Annotated in this window: 16 protein-coding genes; 9 read left to right on the top strand and 7 right to left on the bottom strand. The window is 60.2% G+C overall.

Annotated features, from left to right (window positions below):
* Positions 1-14 precede the first annotated feature (14 nt).
* From AB4N85_RS07815 to AB4N85_RS07790, 6 genes are all read right to left on the bottom strand, one after another.
* Positions 15-785 carry an SDR family oxidoreductase gene (locus AB4N85_RS07815; RefSeq protein WP_252869450.1) on the bottom strand — a complete coding sequence of 257 codons (771 nt, stop codon included), beginning with the start codon at positions 783-785 and terminating at the stop codon, positions 15-17.
* 33 nt (positions 786-818) lie between these two features.
* The gene (locus AB4N85_RS07810) at positions 819-1523 is read right to left on the bottom strand and encodes an ABC transporter ATP-binding protein (protein WP_073474647.1); all 705 of its coding nucleotides are present in this window, start codon (positions 1521-1523) and stop codon (positions 819-821) included.
* Positions 1516-3297, bottom strand: coding sequence for a branched-chain amino acid ABC transporter ATP-binding protein/permease (locus AB4N85_RS07805; protein WP_218192294.1), 1782 nt, complete (start codon positions 3295-3297; stop codon positions 1516-1518). The genes AB4N85_RS07810 and AB4N85_RS07805 overlap by 8 nt, the downstream gene beginning before the upstream one ends.
* Before the next feature lie 11 nt (positions 3298-3308).
* Positions 3309-4184 (bottom strand): branched-chain amino acid ABC transporter permease, encoded by an 876-nt coding sequence (locus tag AB4N85_RS07800; RefSeq protein WP_024012825.1) that lies wholly within the window; start codon positions 4182-4184, stop codon positions 3309-3311.
* Between the two features lie 77 nt (positions 4185-4261).
* A complete protein-coding gene (locus AB4N85_RS07795; RefSeq protein WP_252869449.1) occupies positions 4262-5509 on the bottom strand; it encodes an ABC transporter substrate-binding protein in 1248 nt (415 codons plus the stop codon).
* Between the two features lie 202 nt (positions 5510-5711).
* Positions 5712-6617 (bottom strand): LysR family transcriptional regulator, encoded by a 906-nt coding sequence (locus AB4N85_RS07790; protein ID WP_252869448.1) that lies wholly within the window; start codon positions 6615-6617, stop codon positions 5712-5714.
* Positions 6618-6735: 118 nt separating this feature from the next.
* On the opposite strand from AB4N85_RS07790, the gene AB4N85_RS07785 reads away from it, so the two are divergent.
* The gene (locus AB4N85_RS07785; RefSeq protein ID WP_236168956.1) at positions 6736-7662 is read left to right on the top strand and encodes an alpha/beta hydrolase; all 927 of its coding nucleotides are present in this window, start codon (positions 6736-6738) and stop codon (positions 7660-7662) included.
* Between the two features lie 94 nt (positions 7663-7756).
* Positions 7757-7966, top strand: coding sequence for a hypothetical protein (locus AB4N85_RS07780; RefSeq protein WP_056785649.1), 210 nt, complete (start codon positions 7757-7759; stop codon positions 7964-7966).
* A gap of 1 nt (position 7967) precedes the next feature.
* Here AB4N85_RS07780 and AB4N85_RS07775 read toward each other — a convergent pair whose 3' ends face one another.
* Entirely contained in the window at positions 7968-8942 is a 975-nt protein-coding gene (locus tag AB4N85_RS07775; RefSeq protein ID WP_460067633.1) for an NAD-dependent epimerase, read from the bottom strand.
* A 684-nt stretch (positions 8943-9626) separates the two neighbouring features.
* Between AB4N85_RS07775 and rfaH the strand changes: the two genes are divergently transcribed.
* From rfaH to AB4N85_RS07740, 7 genes are all read left to right on the top strand, one after another.
* Positions 9627-10145 carry a transcription/translation regulatory transformer protein RfaH gene (rfaH, locus tag AB4N85_RS07770; protein ID WP_056785643.1) on the top strand — a complete coding sequence of 173 codons (519 nt, stop codon included), beginning with the start codon at positions 9627-9629 and terminating at the stop codon, positions 10143-10145.
* A 51-nt stretch (positions 10146-10196) separates the two neighbouring features.
* Complete coding sequence (locus AB4N85_RS07765) at positions 10197-11357, top strand: outer membrane beta-barrel protein (protein ID WP_460067631.1); 1161 nt, start codon at positions 10197-10199, stop codon at positions 11355-11357.
* A 12-nt stretch (positions 11358-11369) separates the two neighbouring features.
* Positions 11370-11903, top strand: a complete 534-nt coding sequence (locus tag AB4N85_RS07760; RefSeq protein WP_252869445.1) for a polysaccharide biosynthesis/export family protein — start codon at positions 11370-11372, stop codon at positions 11901-11903.
* 2 nt (positions 11904-11905) lie between these two features.
* Complete coding sequence (locus AB4N85_RS07755) at positions 11906-14215, top strand: GumC family protein (RefSeq protein WP_406229022.1); 2310 nt, start codon at positions 11906-11908, stop codon at positions 14213-14215.
* A 66-nt stretch (positions 14216-14281) separates the two neighbouring features.
* Positions 14282-15673, top strand: coding sequence for an undecaprenyl-phosphate glucose phosphotransferase (locus AB4N85_RS07750; RefSeq protein ID WP_252878098.1), 1392 nt, complete (start codon positions 14282-14284; stop codon positions 15671-15673).
* A gap of 46 nt (positions 15674-15719) precedes the next feature.
* A complete protein-coding gene (locus tag AB4N85_RS07745) occupies positions 15720-17078 on the top strand; it encodes a UDP-glucose dehydrogenase family protein (protein ID WP_460067628.1) in 1359 nt (452 codons plus the stop codon).
* Entirely contained in the window at positions 17075-17782 is a 708-nt protein-coding gene (locus tag AB4N85_RS07740) for a WecB/TagA/CpsF family glycosyltransferase (RefSeq protein WP_305383007.1), read from the top strand. The genes AB4N85_RS07745 and AB4N85_RS07740 overlap by 4 nt, the downstream gene beginning before the upstream one ends.
* The last annotated feature ends 9 nt before the right edge of the window (positions 17783-17791 follow it).

The raw sequence follows: 17791 nt of genomic DNA, 5'->3' as shown, positions 1-17791 counted from the left end.
CTCGCAAGAAGTCATCAGCGCATCAACCAGCCGCCCGCGACATCAACCACCTGGCCGGTAATGAAGTCGCTTTCGCTTGACGTGAGAAAACACGCCGCTCTCGCCACCTCAAGCGGTGTGCCCAGCCTGCGCAGCGGTGTCTCGTCGACCACGGTTTGATTGGCCTGGGCCGATACGGTCTTGAGCAATGGCGTTTCGATTCGTCCAGGTGCCAGCGCATTGGCGGTGACACCGAACGGCCCGAGTTCGCCGGCCAGGTGGCGGGTAAAGCCGATGATTGCGGCTTTGGTCGCACTGTAGTGCGCTGCGACAATCGGCAAGAACGCGCTGCCCGCCACCGAAGACATATTGACGATGCGCCCGAACCGGCGCTCGACCATGCCGGGCGCGAGCACTCGCACCAGGTTGAAGGAGCCATTGAGGTTGATATCGACCACCCGCTGCCACTCCTCCGGCGCCATGGTCCAGATCGGCGCGGGTGCGCCGTGGTGTTTGGGCGAAATGCCGGCGTTGTTGATCAGGGTATCGATGGGGCCGAGCTCACCTTGCAAGCGCTCGCAGGCAGCAGCGCAGTCTTGAAAACTCGCGACATCAGCCTGCGCCCACGCGACCGCAAAACCCGCATCAAGCAACGCCACGCCCTGCTGTTGCACCTTGTCGGCATCAGCGTCGAGCAGCGCCACGGCTGCACCTTCTTCGCAATACAACCGCGCGATCGCCGCACCGATGCCACCACCGGCACCGGTGACCAATACGGTGCGCCCGGCGTGTCTGGAATGAGTCATGAGCTGTTCTCACTTGCAGATGAATGGACTGGGTCAGAGCCCCAGATAAGCACGCTTGACGTGCGGGTTTTCCAGCAGCTCCTGGCCGGTGCCGCTGAGCACCACTTCGCCGTTCTCCAGCACGTAACCTCGATGAGCAATGCGCAGCGTATGAACGATGTTCTGCTCGACGATCAACACGGTGGTGCCCAACTGGAGAATCCTGTTGATGATCTCGAAGACCTGCGACACCAGCAGCGGCGACAGGCCCAGCGACGGCTCATCAAACATCAACAATTTCGGCTCGGCCATCAGGCCCCGGGCGATGGCAACCATTTGTTGTTCGCCGCCCGACAGTGTCCCGGCGTTCTGATCAAGGCGTTCGCGGACCCTCGGAAACAGATCGAGAATATTGTCCAGACGCTGCCTGTAGCCCGCTCGTGCGCTGCGTTTGTAGGCGCCCATCAAGAGGTTGTCGCGCACGCTGATGAAGGGAAACAACTGGCGCCCCTCCGGTATCAGTGTCAGGCCCGCGTCGACAATCTGATCGGGGCGATTGCCATCGATGCGCTGGCCTTCGAATTCGATCGTGCCTTGGGACGGTGTGACGATGCCGCACAAGCTGCGCAGGGTCGTGGTTTTGCCGGCGCCGTTGGCGCCGACGATGGTCACCACCTCACCGGCATTGACCTCGAACGACACGCCACGAAGGATCTCCGTACCGCCATAGCCGCTGTGGACGTTGTCGAGTTTAAGCATGGCTGTACTCCTTACCGAGGTAGGCTTCGATAACCTGAGGATCGTTGATCACATCATGAGGCGCGCCCTGCATCAGCAGCGTGCCGGAACTGATCACGACGATGCGGTCAGAAAGGCTCATGGTGGCTTGCATCAGGTGCTCGATCATCAACACGCTGACGCCCGAATCACGCACCCGGCGAATCACTGCGATGGCCTTGGCAACATCCGTCGGGTTGAGGCCGGCCATGACTTCGTCGAGCAACAGGATGCGCGGGCGGGTCGCCAGAGCGCGGGCCATTTCCAGGCGCTTCATGCCGCCGACCGTCAAGTTGCGCGCCCGGGTGTCGAGCAGCGCGGTGAGTTCGGTCAGCTCGGCGACTTGCTCGGCGATCGCCCTCGCCTCCCTCGCGTCGGCGGTGTGCATGAATGCACCGAGCATGATGTTCTCGCAGACACTCAAATCAGCGAATGGCTGCACGATCTGAAAGGTCCGGCCAATGCCTGCCCGGGCGAACTCGGCCGGGCTGTTCGGGGTGACCCAGTCGCCATTGAGCAAGCGCACTTTCACTTGGCCTTTGGATGGCAGAAGAAACCCGGAGAGCTGGTTGAACACCGTAGTTTTGCCGGCGCCGTTCGGGCCGATCACACCCACGATTTCGCCTTCGGCCAAGCTCAGCGAAACATCGTTGGTGGCGTGCAGTCCGCCAAAGAACTTGTGCAGGTTTTCTGCGACCAGAACCGGCTCACCGTGGGTGGCCGAGTGGGCTTGCGCCAAGGTCGGCCCGATCGGTGCTTTTGTATTTGCCATCGAACGACGGCCGCCGGGCAATGAGTCGATCCAGGCAAATATCCGGGCCCCAAAACGCCCCACCACGCCTTGCGGAATAGTCAGCACCACCACGACCAGCACGATGCCATAGACCAGACCGTGCACCCCGCTGCCCAGATCGCCAAGCCAGCCGCGTGCCAGTTCAGCCAGCGGCAGCACCAGCAAAGTGCCGATCAGCGGTCCCGATACCGTGCCCAGTCCACCAATCAACGCGAACATGGCGATCTGAATCGACATCTCGAGAGAAAACATCGAGCCGGGTTCGATGAAGGTCAGGTACATCGCGTGAAAGCTGCCGACCAGGCTGGTGATAAATGCGGACAACACCACGGCGATCAGCTTGACCTTGACCGAGTTCACGCCCACCGCATGGGCGGCGTCTTCACGCTCACGCACGGCGATCAGGTAATAACCCAGTCGGGAATTCTTGATCTTCCACGACACTGCCAATGTGATGAGCAGAAAGGCGAAGGCAATCAGCAGGTATGGCCAGCGCGGGCGGAACAACATCCACTCGAAACCGAGCTTCAGCGGTACGCCCAGCCCTGCCGCACCACCGGTCACGTCATGCTGATTGATCGCCACCAGACGCACGACCTCCAGCACCGCAATGGTCGCCAAGGCAAAAAACGGCCCGCGCAATCTGAAGCACGGCCAACTGATCAGCACCGCGACAATCGACGACAGGATTGCGCCAGCGAACATGCCGATCCATGGACTGATGCCCAGTTTCATCATCAACAGCGTCGTCGTGTAAGCGCCCACTCCATAGAACACGGCATGCCCCAACGACAGCTGGCCGGCAAACCCGCCGACGATGTTCCAGGCACTGGCCAGTGCCGCATAACTGCATATGAGGATGAACAGGTGATAAACGAACGGCGAGCCAACGCTCAATGGAATGATCAGTAACAGCGCCAGGGCCAGTGCACTGACATAGACACGCGGGTGCAAAATATTCATGAACATCTTCCTCACTCAGACCCGCGACCGGCGCCGAAAAGACCTGTCGGACGAAACACCAGGATGCCCAGGAAAATCGTGAAGTAGACGACCTCCTTGAGGTCCGGCGCGATGTAGTAACCGGCGAGACTGTCGACGATGCCGATCAGCATTGAGCCGATCAGTGCGCCGGACAGGCTGCCCAGGCCGCCCAGCACCACAATCACAAACGCCGTCAGCACGAAGAAAGTGCCAACGGTTGGAAAGACCGGATATTGTGGAGCGATCAGTCCCGAGGCGACGCCCAGGCAGGCGCAACCCAGGCCGAAGGCAAACACATAGATGTTTTTGACGTTGACACCCATCAGTTGCGCCGCGTTGCGATGCTGTGCAGTAGCGCGGACAGCCCGGCCGAGAAAGGTGTTCTGCAAAAACCAGTGCAGCCCCGCGACCAGTGCGAGCGACGCGACAAACGTGATCAACTGACCGCTGCTGACGCGAAAGGCGCCGAAGCTGACGGTCGTGGTACCGACGCTGATGTTCTTCACCGTCATGACGTCGGCACCGAAGATCAGCAACGCGCCGTTCATCAGGGCAATCGAGACGCCGACGGTGGCGAAAATCTGGATATGTCCCTCGGCGCCAAGCAACGGCTGAATGATGAAACGCTGCATTGCCGCACCAGCGGCAAACAACAGGATCGTCGCAGGAATGATCGCCATATACGGGTGGATGCCGAAGTGCGAATTCAGCAAGTACACGGCATACAGGCCGATCATCAGAAACTCGCCATGGGCGAAGTTGACCACACGCACGATGCCGAAAATCAAAGTCAGGCCGATGCTGATGATGGCCAACGTGCCACCGAGCAATAAGCCGTTCAACAGGAGCTGGATGAAAATTTCCACGGTTGGCGCCCTCTTTGCGAGCGAACGAACCCGTGAAGCTCAATGATCAAGCTTCAGCAGATTGCGGGGTTCAGGTATCAGGGTTGGTCGGAAAAACGCGCTTGGGCAACGGCGGCTGCCTGGGGGTAAACGGTTTTCAGCAGTCCGTTCTGCCACTGCATGATTGCCGTATTGGCGCGCTGGTTCTGGCCGTTCTTGCCAAACCTGGCACCGATGCCGGCAGCCGTGCCGCCGAGAGGAATATCGATGGTTGCCACCGAGGCACGGATCGCATCGGCGTCCAGCGAAGTACTGTTTTCCATGGCATCGAGGAATATCTTCGCCCCGACATAGTTGATCAGGCTGTGGCCCGAGCGCGGTTCGCTGCCGTAGCGATCCTTGTATGCCTTGGCGAACGCCCCGATACCGGGAGCGCCGTTTTCATTGGTCTGGAACTGTGGGAAATCGACATCGAGCACGCCTTCCATATTGGCTGCGCCGACGACCTTGACCGTGTCCTGCATGGAATAGCCGCCGCCGGCGCCGATAACGGCTTTGGGCCTGAAACCGGCTTCGCGGATCTGGCGGAAAAACAGCGTCGTGTCGTTCTGATAACTGGTCTGCAATACCACATCCGCCTGGGCGCCTTTCAAACGCAGGATCAGCGATGAGAGATCGACCGCTTTGGCCGAATACGGTAGTACCTCGACCACGTTCAGACCTTGCTCCTGAGCGATTTTTTTCTGAAACCCGGCGATGGTCGTACCGTACAGCGCATCCTCGTGGATGATCGCGACCTTCAATTGTTTCGGATCGACCTTGAGCGATGGGCTGACAATGTCCGTGATGGCGGTGATGGTGCCTTCGGCAAAATTCCTGGCGGTCGGGTTGCTGCGCATCACGTAGCTCAGATCACGCTCAGTGATGTGGTCGGACACCGCACCCAATTCGAAAAAGGGCACCCCCGCCATCTCCGTCACCTGCGTGGCCGCAAATGACAGCGCCGAGGAATAGCTGCCAAATACAGCAGTGACGTTTTCAACAGAGGTGAGCCGGCGCGCGGCACCGACCGCTTGTCCCGCATCGACTGCGTCGGCCTTGAGCAACTTGATCGGCTCGCCCTTCAAACCGCCCGAGGCATTTCGTTCGGCGACGGCCAGTTCGAGGCCACGGAAGCTCTCGTCGCCCAGCAACGCCAGGGATCCACTCAGGGGATAAAGCGCACCGATCCTGATGTCCGCGAGCGCGGCAACCGGAGTGGACAGGCAAAGCAGGATGCCGGCAGCTTTCACCCAGCTTTTCGCGGTAGCCGCCACGGCCACGGCTTCCTCTTGAGCGAGTCTCATTGGATTCATCTCCCGCAGATATTGTTTTTATTGTTCCTTCAAATGATCCGTGCCGAGCACAGACATCGTCGGATTACAGTGGCGATGACACGCAAGTTTTTGCGCCACTGTTTGCAAGAGTACGGCTCGCCAAGATTGGCTGGATATAGCTGAAAAAGCACACCTGCTGTGAATTTTCGGCACAGCTTCTATCGCCGATTGATCAGTCCCAAGGCGCCGGCGACCACGCTTCCACCAGCCTGTCGATGAACAGCCGAATCTTCGGCGACAGGTGTCGCTTGCTCGGATAAATCACCCGGATCGGCTCGGCAGCCTCGGCGTAATCTGCGAGCAACTGCACGAGCTTGCCACTGCGCAAGTCATCGTTGACTACATAGGATGGCAACGTCGCGATACCGAGGCCGGCGGCAGTCGCCTGATGCAAGGCCTCAGCGCTGTCCATCTGCAGCCGCCCGGCATGAATGACCGACACAGGCTGACCATTGACGCGAAAATTCCACGGCAGCAATCGGCCACCGCTGACGAAGTGCAGGCACGCATGCCCGGCCAGATCTTCAGGTCTCTGCGGTGCCGGATGTTCATTCAGGTAATTGGGCGAGGCACAGGTGATCATTTGCTGGTTAGCCACCGTGCGCGTGAGTAGCCCGGAGTCTTCCTTGGGCGGACCGATGCGAATCGCCAGATCGAAACCCTCGTCGATCAGGTCGACCAGCCGATCGGAAAACGTCGCGTCGATGGCGAGCGACGGCCAGTCTCTCAGGCAGCGCTCGATGTGCTGCACAACGTGCAGCCGGCCCAGTGCTACCGGCAGGCTCATGCGCAAGCGGCCGCTGGGCGTCGAACGGCGGAACGCCAAAGCCTCTTCGACCTCGTCCAGATCCTGCAAGATGCCCACACATCGCTCATACAGCACCCGACCATCGTCGGTCAGGCTCAGGCTGCGGGTGGTGCGGTTCAGCAGGCGGACCTGCAGACGCGATTCGAGCCGCACGATCGATTTACCGACGGCCGAGCGGGTCAGCCCGAGTTGCCTGGCCGCCGCCGTAAAACTTCCGGTATCCACCGAGGCGACGAAGGCGGCGATGTCGTTCAGGTTATGCAGTTCCATGTGGCCTCCGGGTTTGGCATTCAAGCGGCTTGGCACCGGTTATGGGGAACCCTATTCCCCAATCATGAGCATAACATCTCGATTAGTTAATCCATCACCAACGCCTGATTGAGGTCATATGAACACTGAAGTAAAAGCAGCCGTGCAAACCTGGGCCAACAGCCTCAGCGATCTGGTACCCGTGCTCAAGGGCACCGATACCACCACAAAGATGAGCGACATCCGCGATGCCTACGCAAAAATGCTCGGGCAGAATCAGCCGCCGGCTGGCGTGAGGTTTGAAACAGTCGACATGGGCGGCGTGCCCGCTACGCTGGTGACTCCGGATGAGCTCAAGACCGACGCGGTGCTGATGTACATCCACGGTGGCGCCTACATCGTCGGTCGACCTGACGGCTACCACGGCATTGGCGGCAACTACGCAAAAATGCTTGGCGCGCGGGTGTACATGCCGGATTACCGTCTCGCACCCGAGCATCAGTTCCCCACCCCTATCAATGACACTTTGCGCGCCTATGAGTGGTTGCTTGAGCAGAGCATCGTCGCCAGCAAGATTGCCTTCGCAGGCGAGTCGGCGGGTGGCGCGATGGTGGTCAGCGTGATGGTCGCGGCAAAATCCAAAGGTTTGCCATTGCCTGCGGTGGGCTCGTCAATTTCGCCATGGGCCAACCTCGAACACACCGGCGCCTCCATGAGCAATCGTGAAGGCCTTGATCCGCTGAACTCCAAGCCCGTGCTGGACATCCTCGCGCGAGCCTTTCTCGGCGACACCTTGGCCAACCATCCGCTAGCCTCGCCGGTGTTCGCCGACGTCACCGGACTGCCACCGATTCTGGTGCAGATCGGCGAAAACGAACTGATGCTCAGTGACGCCATGCGTCTGGCCAATCACCTGGCGGACAACCGCGTCCGGGTCAATCTTGAAGTGTGGCCCGGCATGTTTCACGCCTGGCATTTCTACGCGGGCATGCTGGCCGAGGGGCAGCAGGCGCTGGAGAGTTCGGTGCGGTTTATCGAGGCGGGATTGACTGAGGCTAATCGCTGACCAGACAGCATTAGCTGCTGATCGGGGACACTTCTGGCTGTATTGCTCGGCGCCTTGGCGGTATGGTGATTTGCCGACCGCCGAGGAACCCTGAATGCCGAAAAAACCACCAGCCCCTGACAGCACCGCCAGCGCAGCCGACATCGAACGCGCCATTCTGGCCTTGAACAAAATGGCCGAACGCCTATGGGGTGACGGTCGTGAGGCCGAGGCCAAGGCGCTGCTCGATGCACTGGATGCGCTGAATCGCGCCCTCGACCGGATCCGCATCGGGGAAAGTCGCAGGGCCGTTACGCTGCACTGAATCAGACCTGATAGAACTCGCGATACCACTGCACGAACGCTTGCACGCCCTGCTCGATCGGCACCTGCGGGCTGAAGTCGATGCAGCGTGCCAGCGCCGACACGTCGGCCCAGGTCTTCAATACATCGCCCTCCTGCATCGGTAGATAACGGCGCTGGGCCTTCATGCCCAATGCCTGCTCTAGGCATTCGACGAAGCTCAATAGCGCTACTGGACTGCCGCGACCGATATTGAACAGCCGGTTAGTACCACGCTCGGCGCTGAGTGCGGGCGGTTTGTCGAGCAGTCGCAAAATCCCTTCGACGATGTCATCGATGTAGGTGAAATCCCGCGCCATTTCGCCTTGGTTGTAGAGGTCGATGGCGCGCCCGTGCAGCATGGCTTCGGTGAATTTGAACAGCGCCATGTCCGGCCGCCCCCACGGGCCGTACACGGTAAAGAAGCGCAGGCCGGTGGCTTGCAAACCGTAGAGATGGCAGTAACTGTGCGCGAGCACTTCGTTGGCACGCTTGGTCGCGGCGTACAACGAAACCGGTTGGTCGACCGGGTCGTCTTCTGCAAACGGCATCTTGGTATTGGCGCCATACACCGAGCTGCTCGAGGCGTAGATAAAGTGCTCCGGCGGATGACGACGGCATGCCTGCAGAACGTTGAGAAACCCGACCAGATTCGATTGCGCATATGCATCAGGATTGTCCAGCGAGTAGCGCACACCGGCCTGGGCGGCCAAGTGAATGACCTGTTTGAAGTGTCCGTGCTGTAACAGCGCGTTCAACGCCGCCTGATCAACAATGTCCAGTCGATGGAAAGTGAAATTGGCCAACGTCTCAAGTCGTTGCAAACGCGCCTCTTTGAGTTTGACGTCGTAATAAGGGTTGAGATTGTCGATACCCACAACCTCGAGCCCCTCGCGACACAAACGCATGACCGTGTGATAACCAATAAAACCTGCGGCACCTGTCACCAGAACACTCATGATCACCTCGGCTCACCGGTTGGACTTTAAGGAGATACACAGCACCGAACATTTACCGGCCAACAACGGCAACTATTGATAGACGACCCTAGTTACCCTGGCCAGCAGCATCCGACGCGAGGTATTTAAAAGTCGAACTGCCGATGAATCGAAAGATGTAAGATTGAAACTAATTTGCTATCACGGACGCCATCTAACACCCGCGACTTCAATAACTTCGAAAAGTTTAAAAAATCCGACGAATAAATTTCACCATTCACAAACAATGACTTACGAAACACGGCCATTATCAGCGGATGAAAGGCAGTCTTTTTGACTGTTATTAATTGACAGCTTGCAAAGACTGGCCGATAACTTAGCACTGCCCGAAGAGCTCGCGCCGCCGCGCACTTTTCTGCTCTCCGGCTACTTATGTAATTGGATCCTGAAGGTCGCAACTGCGAACCGTGCGGTAGCTTTGCCTGAATGAAAGCGCGCCGATTCGTTATAGCCAAGACGGCCACGGATATAACAATAACCAACAAGTTGATTCATTTTTGAAACACTTCTTCTGCCAATAAACATTGATGCATCTGGCTCGGCACTTTGCCTTGATCAGCCTACTACCTACTAGCAAGCATGACGGCTCGTCCCACGCTATCGGCCGTCCTGCTTAAACGATCGCTATGTATGGAGTACTCCAGCATGCTAACGGTTTGCCGCAACGGCTCTAACTGGTATTTATTGCAGTGCAAGCCCCGCCAGGATGAACGGGCACAACTCAATCTGCAGCAACAGAACTATTCGACCTTCCGGCCGCAGCTGATGAGCGAGCGCAGTATTCGTGGCAAACGCCAACGAACACTGGAATCGCTGTTCCCCGGCTACGTGTTCATTCAACTGAGCCGCGACGACAACTGGGCACCGATTCGCTCGACCCGCGGTGTCAGCCGCATCGTCGAATTCAACCATGTCCCCGCCCGGGTCGATGAAGACGTGATCGCGCAATTGCGTGAGCGCAGTCAGGAGTCGATCGGCTTTCCTGCGGAACCGACACTCAAGCCCGGCGAACCTCTGCAAATCGTCCAGGGTCCACTGTCCCCGCTCGAAGGCGTGTTCCTCTCCATGCAGGGTGATGAACGGGTGATGATCCTGCTCAATTTCCTCAACCGCCAACAGCACGTCAGCGTCCCGCTGAGTTACCTCGAACGCCAGCGACAATAGTCCGGATCCGCTTTGCCCTGACCCCGACCCCCTTAATCAGGAGCGTGATCCATGGCTCTGAAGCCTCGCTGTTCCCTGGTTTTAGTCGTCGCCTGCTGTGCCCCCGAAGCTGCCTGGAGCGTTGAGCCGCAAGCGATCAATGTGTACGGCTTCGATTTCACCCCGACCTTTGCCTTGTCGGAAAGCTACGACGACAACTTTCGTGAAGTCGAACACGATGTCGAATCGACCATGGTCACCCGCCTGGCGCCGGCCTTCGAGCTCAAAGCCGAGGACCGCAACAGTGCCACGCGGGTGATCTGGGAGCCGACCCGCTACATCTATCACAGCGCCTCGGACGCTTCGAACACCGCCCAGCGTCTGCGCGCCGACAGCATCATGGAGTTCACCGACCGGCATCGGCTGAAACTCGAAGCCGAGGCACGCAAGTACGAGCGCACCACCTCGACCGCCGTCGACGGCATCAACGACAAGATCGAGAGCCAGCGCGTCGGCGGCGTCTACACCTTCGGCGCGCGCAGTGCGCTGAACCAGATCGACCTCGGCGCCAGTTACGCACAACTGCGCTATGACAACTCCGACGGCATCAACGATGACAAGGAGCGCAACACCAGCAATCTGTCCAGCACTTGGTATCACCGCCTCGGCAGCAAGACCCGTGGCCTGCTCGAATACGACCACACCCGCTTCGATTACCTGCAATCGAACAGCCCGCGCAGCAGTCGCTCCGATGCAGTGCTGGCTGGGGCCGAGTGGGACATGACAGCGAAAACCACCGGCAAGCTGCGCGTCGGTTACGAGCGAAAGAATTTCGACCAGAGCGGTTCCGACGACCTGAGCAACCCCACCTGGCAAGTGGATCTGGCGTGGAAACCGCGCACCTACTCGACCTTCACCTTCCTCGCGCGCCAGGCCATGGCCGAAGGCGATGACGGCTCCGACGCGGTGAAAGCCACCTTCACCCAGTTCGGCTGGCGCCACGGCTGGACCGAGCGCATTACCACGATTGCTGAAGCCGGCATGGGCCATTACGTCTACGAAGGCCAGGATCGCAGCGACGATTTGCAGGATTACAAACTCGGCGTGAATTACGCAATGCGCCGCTGGCTGGACGTCGAAGTCGCCTACCGCCACCGCGACAACGACTCCGATGCCGACAACGAAAGCTTCACCCGCAATGTTTTCCAGATCACGTTCGACGTCAGTCTGTAGGAGGGTTGGGCCATGCATACGCGCCTGATTTTATTGTTGTTGCTGCTCTGGACAGTGCCCACGGTCGAGGCGGCGGACAACGCCAATGATTACCGCCTGGCCGCCGGCGATGTCTTGCGCATCATCGTGTTCGGCGAGCCGGAACTGAGCTTCAAGAAGATCCGCCTCAACGATGCCGGCACCTTTTCCTACCCGTTTCTCGGCGAAATCGTCGCCAAGGGCCTGACGCCCAATCAGGTCGAACAAAAAATCGTCGACGGCCTCAAGCAAGGCTATCTGATCGATCCGAAAGTCAGCCTCAGCCAGATCGAATACCGCCCGTTCTACATCAACGGCGAGGTGCAGAAGCCCGGCAGCTATCCGTTTCAGCCCGGGCTGACCCTGGAAAAAGCCATCGCCCTGGGTGGCGGCCTGACCGAACGCGCCTCAATGAAACGCGTGACGATTTTGCGCGGCAGTGGCGGCCCACCGGTCACGGAGAACATCTCGCGCACCACCGTCATCGCCCCCGGCGACACCATTTCCATTGCACAAGGCTTTTTCTGATCATGGACAACAGCCCAAGCACCTACCTCGAACGTCCGCTCCAGGGCCACTTGCCAACGCAAGCCGCCGACGAGTCGGACACCCTTGATCTGCTGCACCTGTGGCGCGTGGTCTGGTCGGCGAAGTGGAACATCGCCTGGCTGGTGCTGCTCAGTTGCGCGCTGGCCGTGGCGGCGCTGTCGTTCATCACACCGCAGTACGTCGGCAGTGCGACGTTGCTGATCAAGGACAAGACGCCGCCCGTGATGAGTTTCCAGCAAGCCGCCGAAGCCGGTGGCGCGACCACCACCGATTACTTGCAGACCCAGCAAGCCCTGCTGCAATCGAGGGAACTGGCCGAGCGCGCCGTGCGCAAACTTGGCCTGACTACTAACCCGATCACCGATCCACGCCAGCAGGCGCAGAGTTGGTTCACCCCGCGCCAATGGCTGGCGGAGCTAAATCGCGACCAATGGCTGCCATGGCTGGACCTGTTGCCGCCGCCGAAGCCGCCAGCGACTGAAGAACAGGTATTCAACGACGTCACGCAAAACCTGATGCTGCACACCAGCGTCAAGTTTGTCGGCAAGAGTCAATTGCTGGAGATCGACGTCGAACTGCCCGACCCGGCACTCGCTGCGGCGGTGGCCAACGCCCTCGCCCAAGGCTTTATCGACAGCCAGCAGGACACCAGCCTGAAGTCTTCGCAAAACAACACCAGCTGGATGAACACCCGCCTGGTCGAGTTGCGCGACAACCTGCGCGTCGCCGAAAACAAGTTGCAGGCCTATCGCGAGGAACAGGGTCTGGTCGATGTCGACGGCGTTGCCACCATCAGTGCCAACGAGCTGCAAATGACCGGCAATCGCATGATCGACGCGCGCCGCGATCGTGCCGAAGCGGAGAGCCAGTTCCGTCAGGCGCAAGCCTTGAGCAACGGCGACATCAGTCGTTTGTCCAGCGTGCCGGCAGTGCTGAGCAATCCGCTGATTCAGCAGTTCCAGGCTGATCTGGCCAAGGCTCAGGCCAAAGTCGAAGAGTTGTCGGGCCGCTACGGGCCGAAGCACCCGGCGCTGATATCCGCCCGCTCCGAACAGCGCACCGCCGCCAACAGTCTGCGCCTGCAAGTGCAGCAAGTGGTCGCCGGCATCGAGCGTCAATACCAATTGGCGGTGGCCAGCGAAGACGCCCTGCGCAAATCCTTTAACAGCAACAAGGCGCAGATTCAGGACATTTCGCGCAAGGAATTCCAGCTGCGCGAATTCCAGCGTGAAGTCGACAGCACCCGCGCGCTCTACGAAACCTTCGTCACCCGCCTCAAGGAAACCGCCGCCACTTCGGATATGGATTCGGCCAAGGCACGCATCGTCGACCCGGCGATCGCACCGCTGGAAGCGAGCAAACCGCGCAAGAATCTGATCCTCGCCATTGTCGCGCTGGTGGCTGCGGTCGTCGGCGTCGCCCTCGCCTTTCTCTTCGACACGCTGAGCAACACCTTCAAGACTGACGACACCGTCGAGAGCCTGCTCAATGTGCCGTTGCTCAGCGTCGTGCCGCTGGTGATGAAGAAGAGCCGACGGCAGTTGGCGCGGCTGTTCGAAGACAACGACCACCCGCGCTTCTGCGAAACCATCCGCAACCTGCGCACCTGGCTGATGCTGCAGAACAACGAACGCCCGGCGCAGGTGGTGCTCGTCACTTCCTCGGTGTCCGGCGAAGGCAAAAGTACCATCGCCAACAACCTTGCCTCGTCACTGGCGCCACTGGAACGGGTGCTGCTGATCGATGCCGACATGCGGCAGCCGACGCTGTCGCTGAATTTCGATTTCCCGCCGCAGAGCCCCGGCCTCGCCAACCTCATGGCCGGCAGCGCGCGGCTGGAAGACTGCATTCGCAGTGTCGGTAATCTGGACATGCTCCCGGCCGGCTGCCTGACGCCCGCAGCGCTGGACCCGTTCGAGGCACCACGCTTGAAAGTCTCGAGCAGTTCGAGCAACGCCGTGGCCCCCGCGCAGGACTTGCTCAGCTCACCGCGCCTCGGTCGGCTGTTGCAGATTCTCAAGTCGCGCTACCGGCACATCATCATCGATTCGCCGCCAGCGGAAATCGTCAGTGACGCGCTGTTGCTGGCGCAGCATTCCGATGCGGTGATCTACGTGGTCAAGGCGCAGAGCACGCCGGTCGGCCAGGTGCGCAAAAGCATCGCCGTATTGCAGCAGAGCCAGGCGCCGGTGTTCGGCGTGGTGCTCAATCAGGTCGATCTGCGCAAGGCGCGCAAGTACGGCCATGGCCATTCCCGTTCCTTCTACGACTACGACTTCGCCCCGCGCTGATCCTTCGGGCCGTGCCGCCCGGCCGCAGCCTGTCCTTCCCTGTACGACGAATCGGAGATCGCGCCGATGACCTCGCAATATTCCGCGCAAATGGCACACCGTCGCGGCCTCACCTTCTGGGGGCAATGGTTGTGCGCAATGACCCTGGTCAATCTGTTGCTGATTGTTCTGGTGCACTGGCGCATCGGCGCCTTGCCCAGTGAATACCGGCTACTGATCATCCTCACGGTGCTCGGCTCGATGCCGGTCTACAGCCTCGTTCAGGTCTACCACAAACGTCATGGCCTGCTGGTCGGGCTCGGCCGTTTGCTGGCCGGCTGGCTGATTCTGCTCGGACTGCTGATGAGCATCGCCTTCGTCACCCAGACCAGCGCGTTGTTCTCCCGGCAGGTGGTGATTGTCTGGGCGGTGGTCGGTTTTCTCGCCCAGGCGGCGACGTTTCTGCCGCTGCATCTGTTCGTGCGCATGTACACCAAAATGATTTGCAACGAGCGCCGCGCGGTAATCATCGGCACCTGCCCGACCGCCCATGAACTGGCGCGCAAACTCCTCGACCCGGATCGCGCGTTACTGCTCGGGTTTGTCGCGGCGAAAGCCGACAGCGGCCCGGCGCCGAGCATTCTGCCGCTGCTCGGTGAAGTCGAGGACATCCGCGAAATCATCACCCGCTTGCAGGCGCGGCGGGTGTACATCGTGCTGCCGATGGCCGAGGCGGCGACGATCGAAGCGTTGTATATCAACCTCCTCGACATGAACGTCGACGTGGTGTGGATTCCGGATCTGGGCAGCATGGTCTTGCTCAATCATTCGATCTCCGAGATCGAGCGGATGCCGGCGATCTATCTCAACGAAAGCCTGCTCACCTCGCACCCCGGCAGCCTGTTCTGCAAGGACCTGTTTGAACGCAGCGTCGCTGCGGTGGCGCTGATTCTGCTCAGCCCGCTGCTGCTCGGCGTGGCCATCGCGGTCAAGCTGAGCTCGCCGGGGCCGGTGCTGTTCAAGCAGAACCGCCATGGCTGCGACGGCGAAGTGATCCGCGTGTGGAAGTTTCGTTCGATGCGCGTGCACAACGATCAGCAAGTGCGTCAGGCCACCCGCGACGACGACCGCGTCACACCGCTAGGACGCTTTCTGCGGCGCAGCTCCATCGATGAGCTGCCGCAACTGTTCAACGTGCTGTTCGGCCACATGGCGCTGGTCGGGCCGCGTCCGCACGCGGTCACCCACAACATCTATTACACCGGCAAGGTGCGCGCCTACATGGCACGGCATCGGCTCAAGCCTGGCATCACCGGTCTGGCGCAGATCACCGGGCACCGCGGCGAAACCGAGACCGTGGAAAAGATGCAGCGCCGGGTCGCTCAAGACCTCAATTACATCAATCAATGGTCGCTGTGGCTGGACATCAAGATCCTCCTGAAGACGCCCTTCACCCTGTTCTCGAAAAACATCTACTGACAGCGGCCAGCGCTCTGGCCCACCCCGCCACGCATGAGGTTTTCCCATGAATGTGAGTGTATTCGGTATCGGTTATGTCGGACTGGTCCAGGGCGCCGCGCTGGCCGAGGTTGGCCACAACGTGCTGTGTGTGGATGTCGACGCGGCCAAGGTGCAGGCCTTGAACGACGGCACTCTGCCCCTCTACGAACCTGGCCTGAAAAGCCTGGTGCGGGACAATCATCACAGCGGCCGTCTGCAATTCGGCAGTGATCTGGCCGCTGCGGTAAAGCACGGCGATGTGTTGCTGATCGCGGTCGGCACGCCGCCGGACGAGGACGGCTCGGCGGATCTCAAACATGTCCTCAGCGTCGCCCGTACCATCGGCGAACACCTGCGCGGCGAGCAGATCATCGTCGACAAATCCACGGTGCCGGTGGGCACGGCGGACCGGGTGCGCGAATGCATCAGCGCCATCCTCGGCGAAAGCGGGCGTGGTGCACTGACCTTCGATGTGGTTTCCAACCCGGAATTCCTCAAGGAAGGCTGCGCGGTCGACGACTGCATGCGCCCCGACCGGATCATCATCGGCACCGACAGCCCGCGCGCCGAAGCGCTGATGCGCGAGCTCTACGAACCGTTCAATCGCAACCGCGAAAAAATCATCGTCATGGATGTGCGCAGCGCCGAACTGACCAAGTACGCCGCGAACTGCATGCTGGCGACCAAGATCAGTTTCATGAACGAGATGGCCGGGCTTGCCGAAAAGCTTGGCGCCGACATCGAAATGGTTCGCCATGGCATCGGCTCGGATCCGCGCATCGGCTACCAGTTCATTTATCCCGGCATCGGTTACGGCGGTTCGTGTTTTCCCAAGGATGTGCGTGCACTGATCCATGCTGCACACGGCGTCGATGTCGATGCACGCCTGCTGCGGGCGGTGGAGTCGCGCAACAACGAGCAGAAAAGCACGCTGTTCCACAAGATCGCCGAGCACTTCAACGGTGCGCTGGAAGGCAAGACCTTCGCGCTGTGGGGCCTCAGTTTCAAGCCCAACACCGATGACATGCGCGAAGCCCCCAGCCGCGTGTTGATGGAGGCGTTGTGGCGTGCCGGCGCCAGCGTGCAGGCGTTCGACCCGAAAGCCATGGAACAGGCGCAGCAGCTTTATGGCCCGCGCGATGACCTGACGCTGGCCGGCACCAAAGAGGCGGCGCTGAAAAATGCCGACGCGCTGGTGATCGTCACCGAGTGGCAAGCGTTTCGCGCGCCGGACTTCGAACTGCTCGCCCGCCAGTTGAAAAATCCGCTGATTTTCGACGGGCGCAACCTGTTCGATCCGCAGCGCCTCAGCGCGCGCGGCTTCACCTACATCAGTGTCGGCCGGCCGACCTGCACCGCCCAAGCACAGGATCTCGCGTCATGATCCGCCTGGAATTGCTCGACCGTTATTCGCCGGCCCTGCTGGAATCCAACCGGGCCTTCTCCTTTCTCAACTTCGCCTCGATCGGCAGTTTCATCCGCCAGCCGCCGTCGTCGCTGGCGTATTTTTGCGACGGCATGCTGATGTCCGGGTTCATGTCGCGCATCACCGGGCGCGCGGTGCAGCGGGTCAGTTTCGATTTCACCTCGATTGCCGATCCGGTGTTGCGTGAATCCGAGCAGCGCGGCAAACGCGTCTATGTGGTCGGTGCGCGGCAGGCCGAGCTTGATCGTTTCGTTGACAAGCTCGGTATGCAGTACCCGCGCCTGCAACTGGTCGGCGCGCACAACGGTTACTTCGACGCCGAACAAGGTGCGGCAATTCAAGCTGACATCCGCCGACAGCGCACCAACCTGCTGCTGGTCGGCCTTGGCGCCGGTCTGCAGGAGCGCTTTATCCTCGAAGCACTGCGCGGTGGTTTCAGCGGCGTGGCGTTCACCTGCGGCGGTTTCATTCGTCAGGAGGCCAATGCCAGCGAGCGTTACTACCCCGACGCTATCAATCGCCTGCACCTGCGCGCCTTTTACCGCATGTACCGCGAGCCGCACACGATCAAGCGTTACCTGCTCGACTACCCGAGCAATGCCCTGCGCCTGACCGAACTGATTCTGCGCCAGCAAGTGGCAATCAATGTCACTGCCCCATGAGGATTGTGC

It is taken from the genome of Pseudomonas sp. H1_G08, assembly GCF_054681355.1.
Note: the sequence above shows the minus strand (reverse complement) of the source record. Positions and strands in the feature narration are given on the sequence as shown.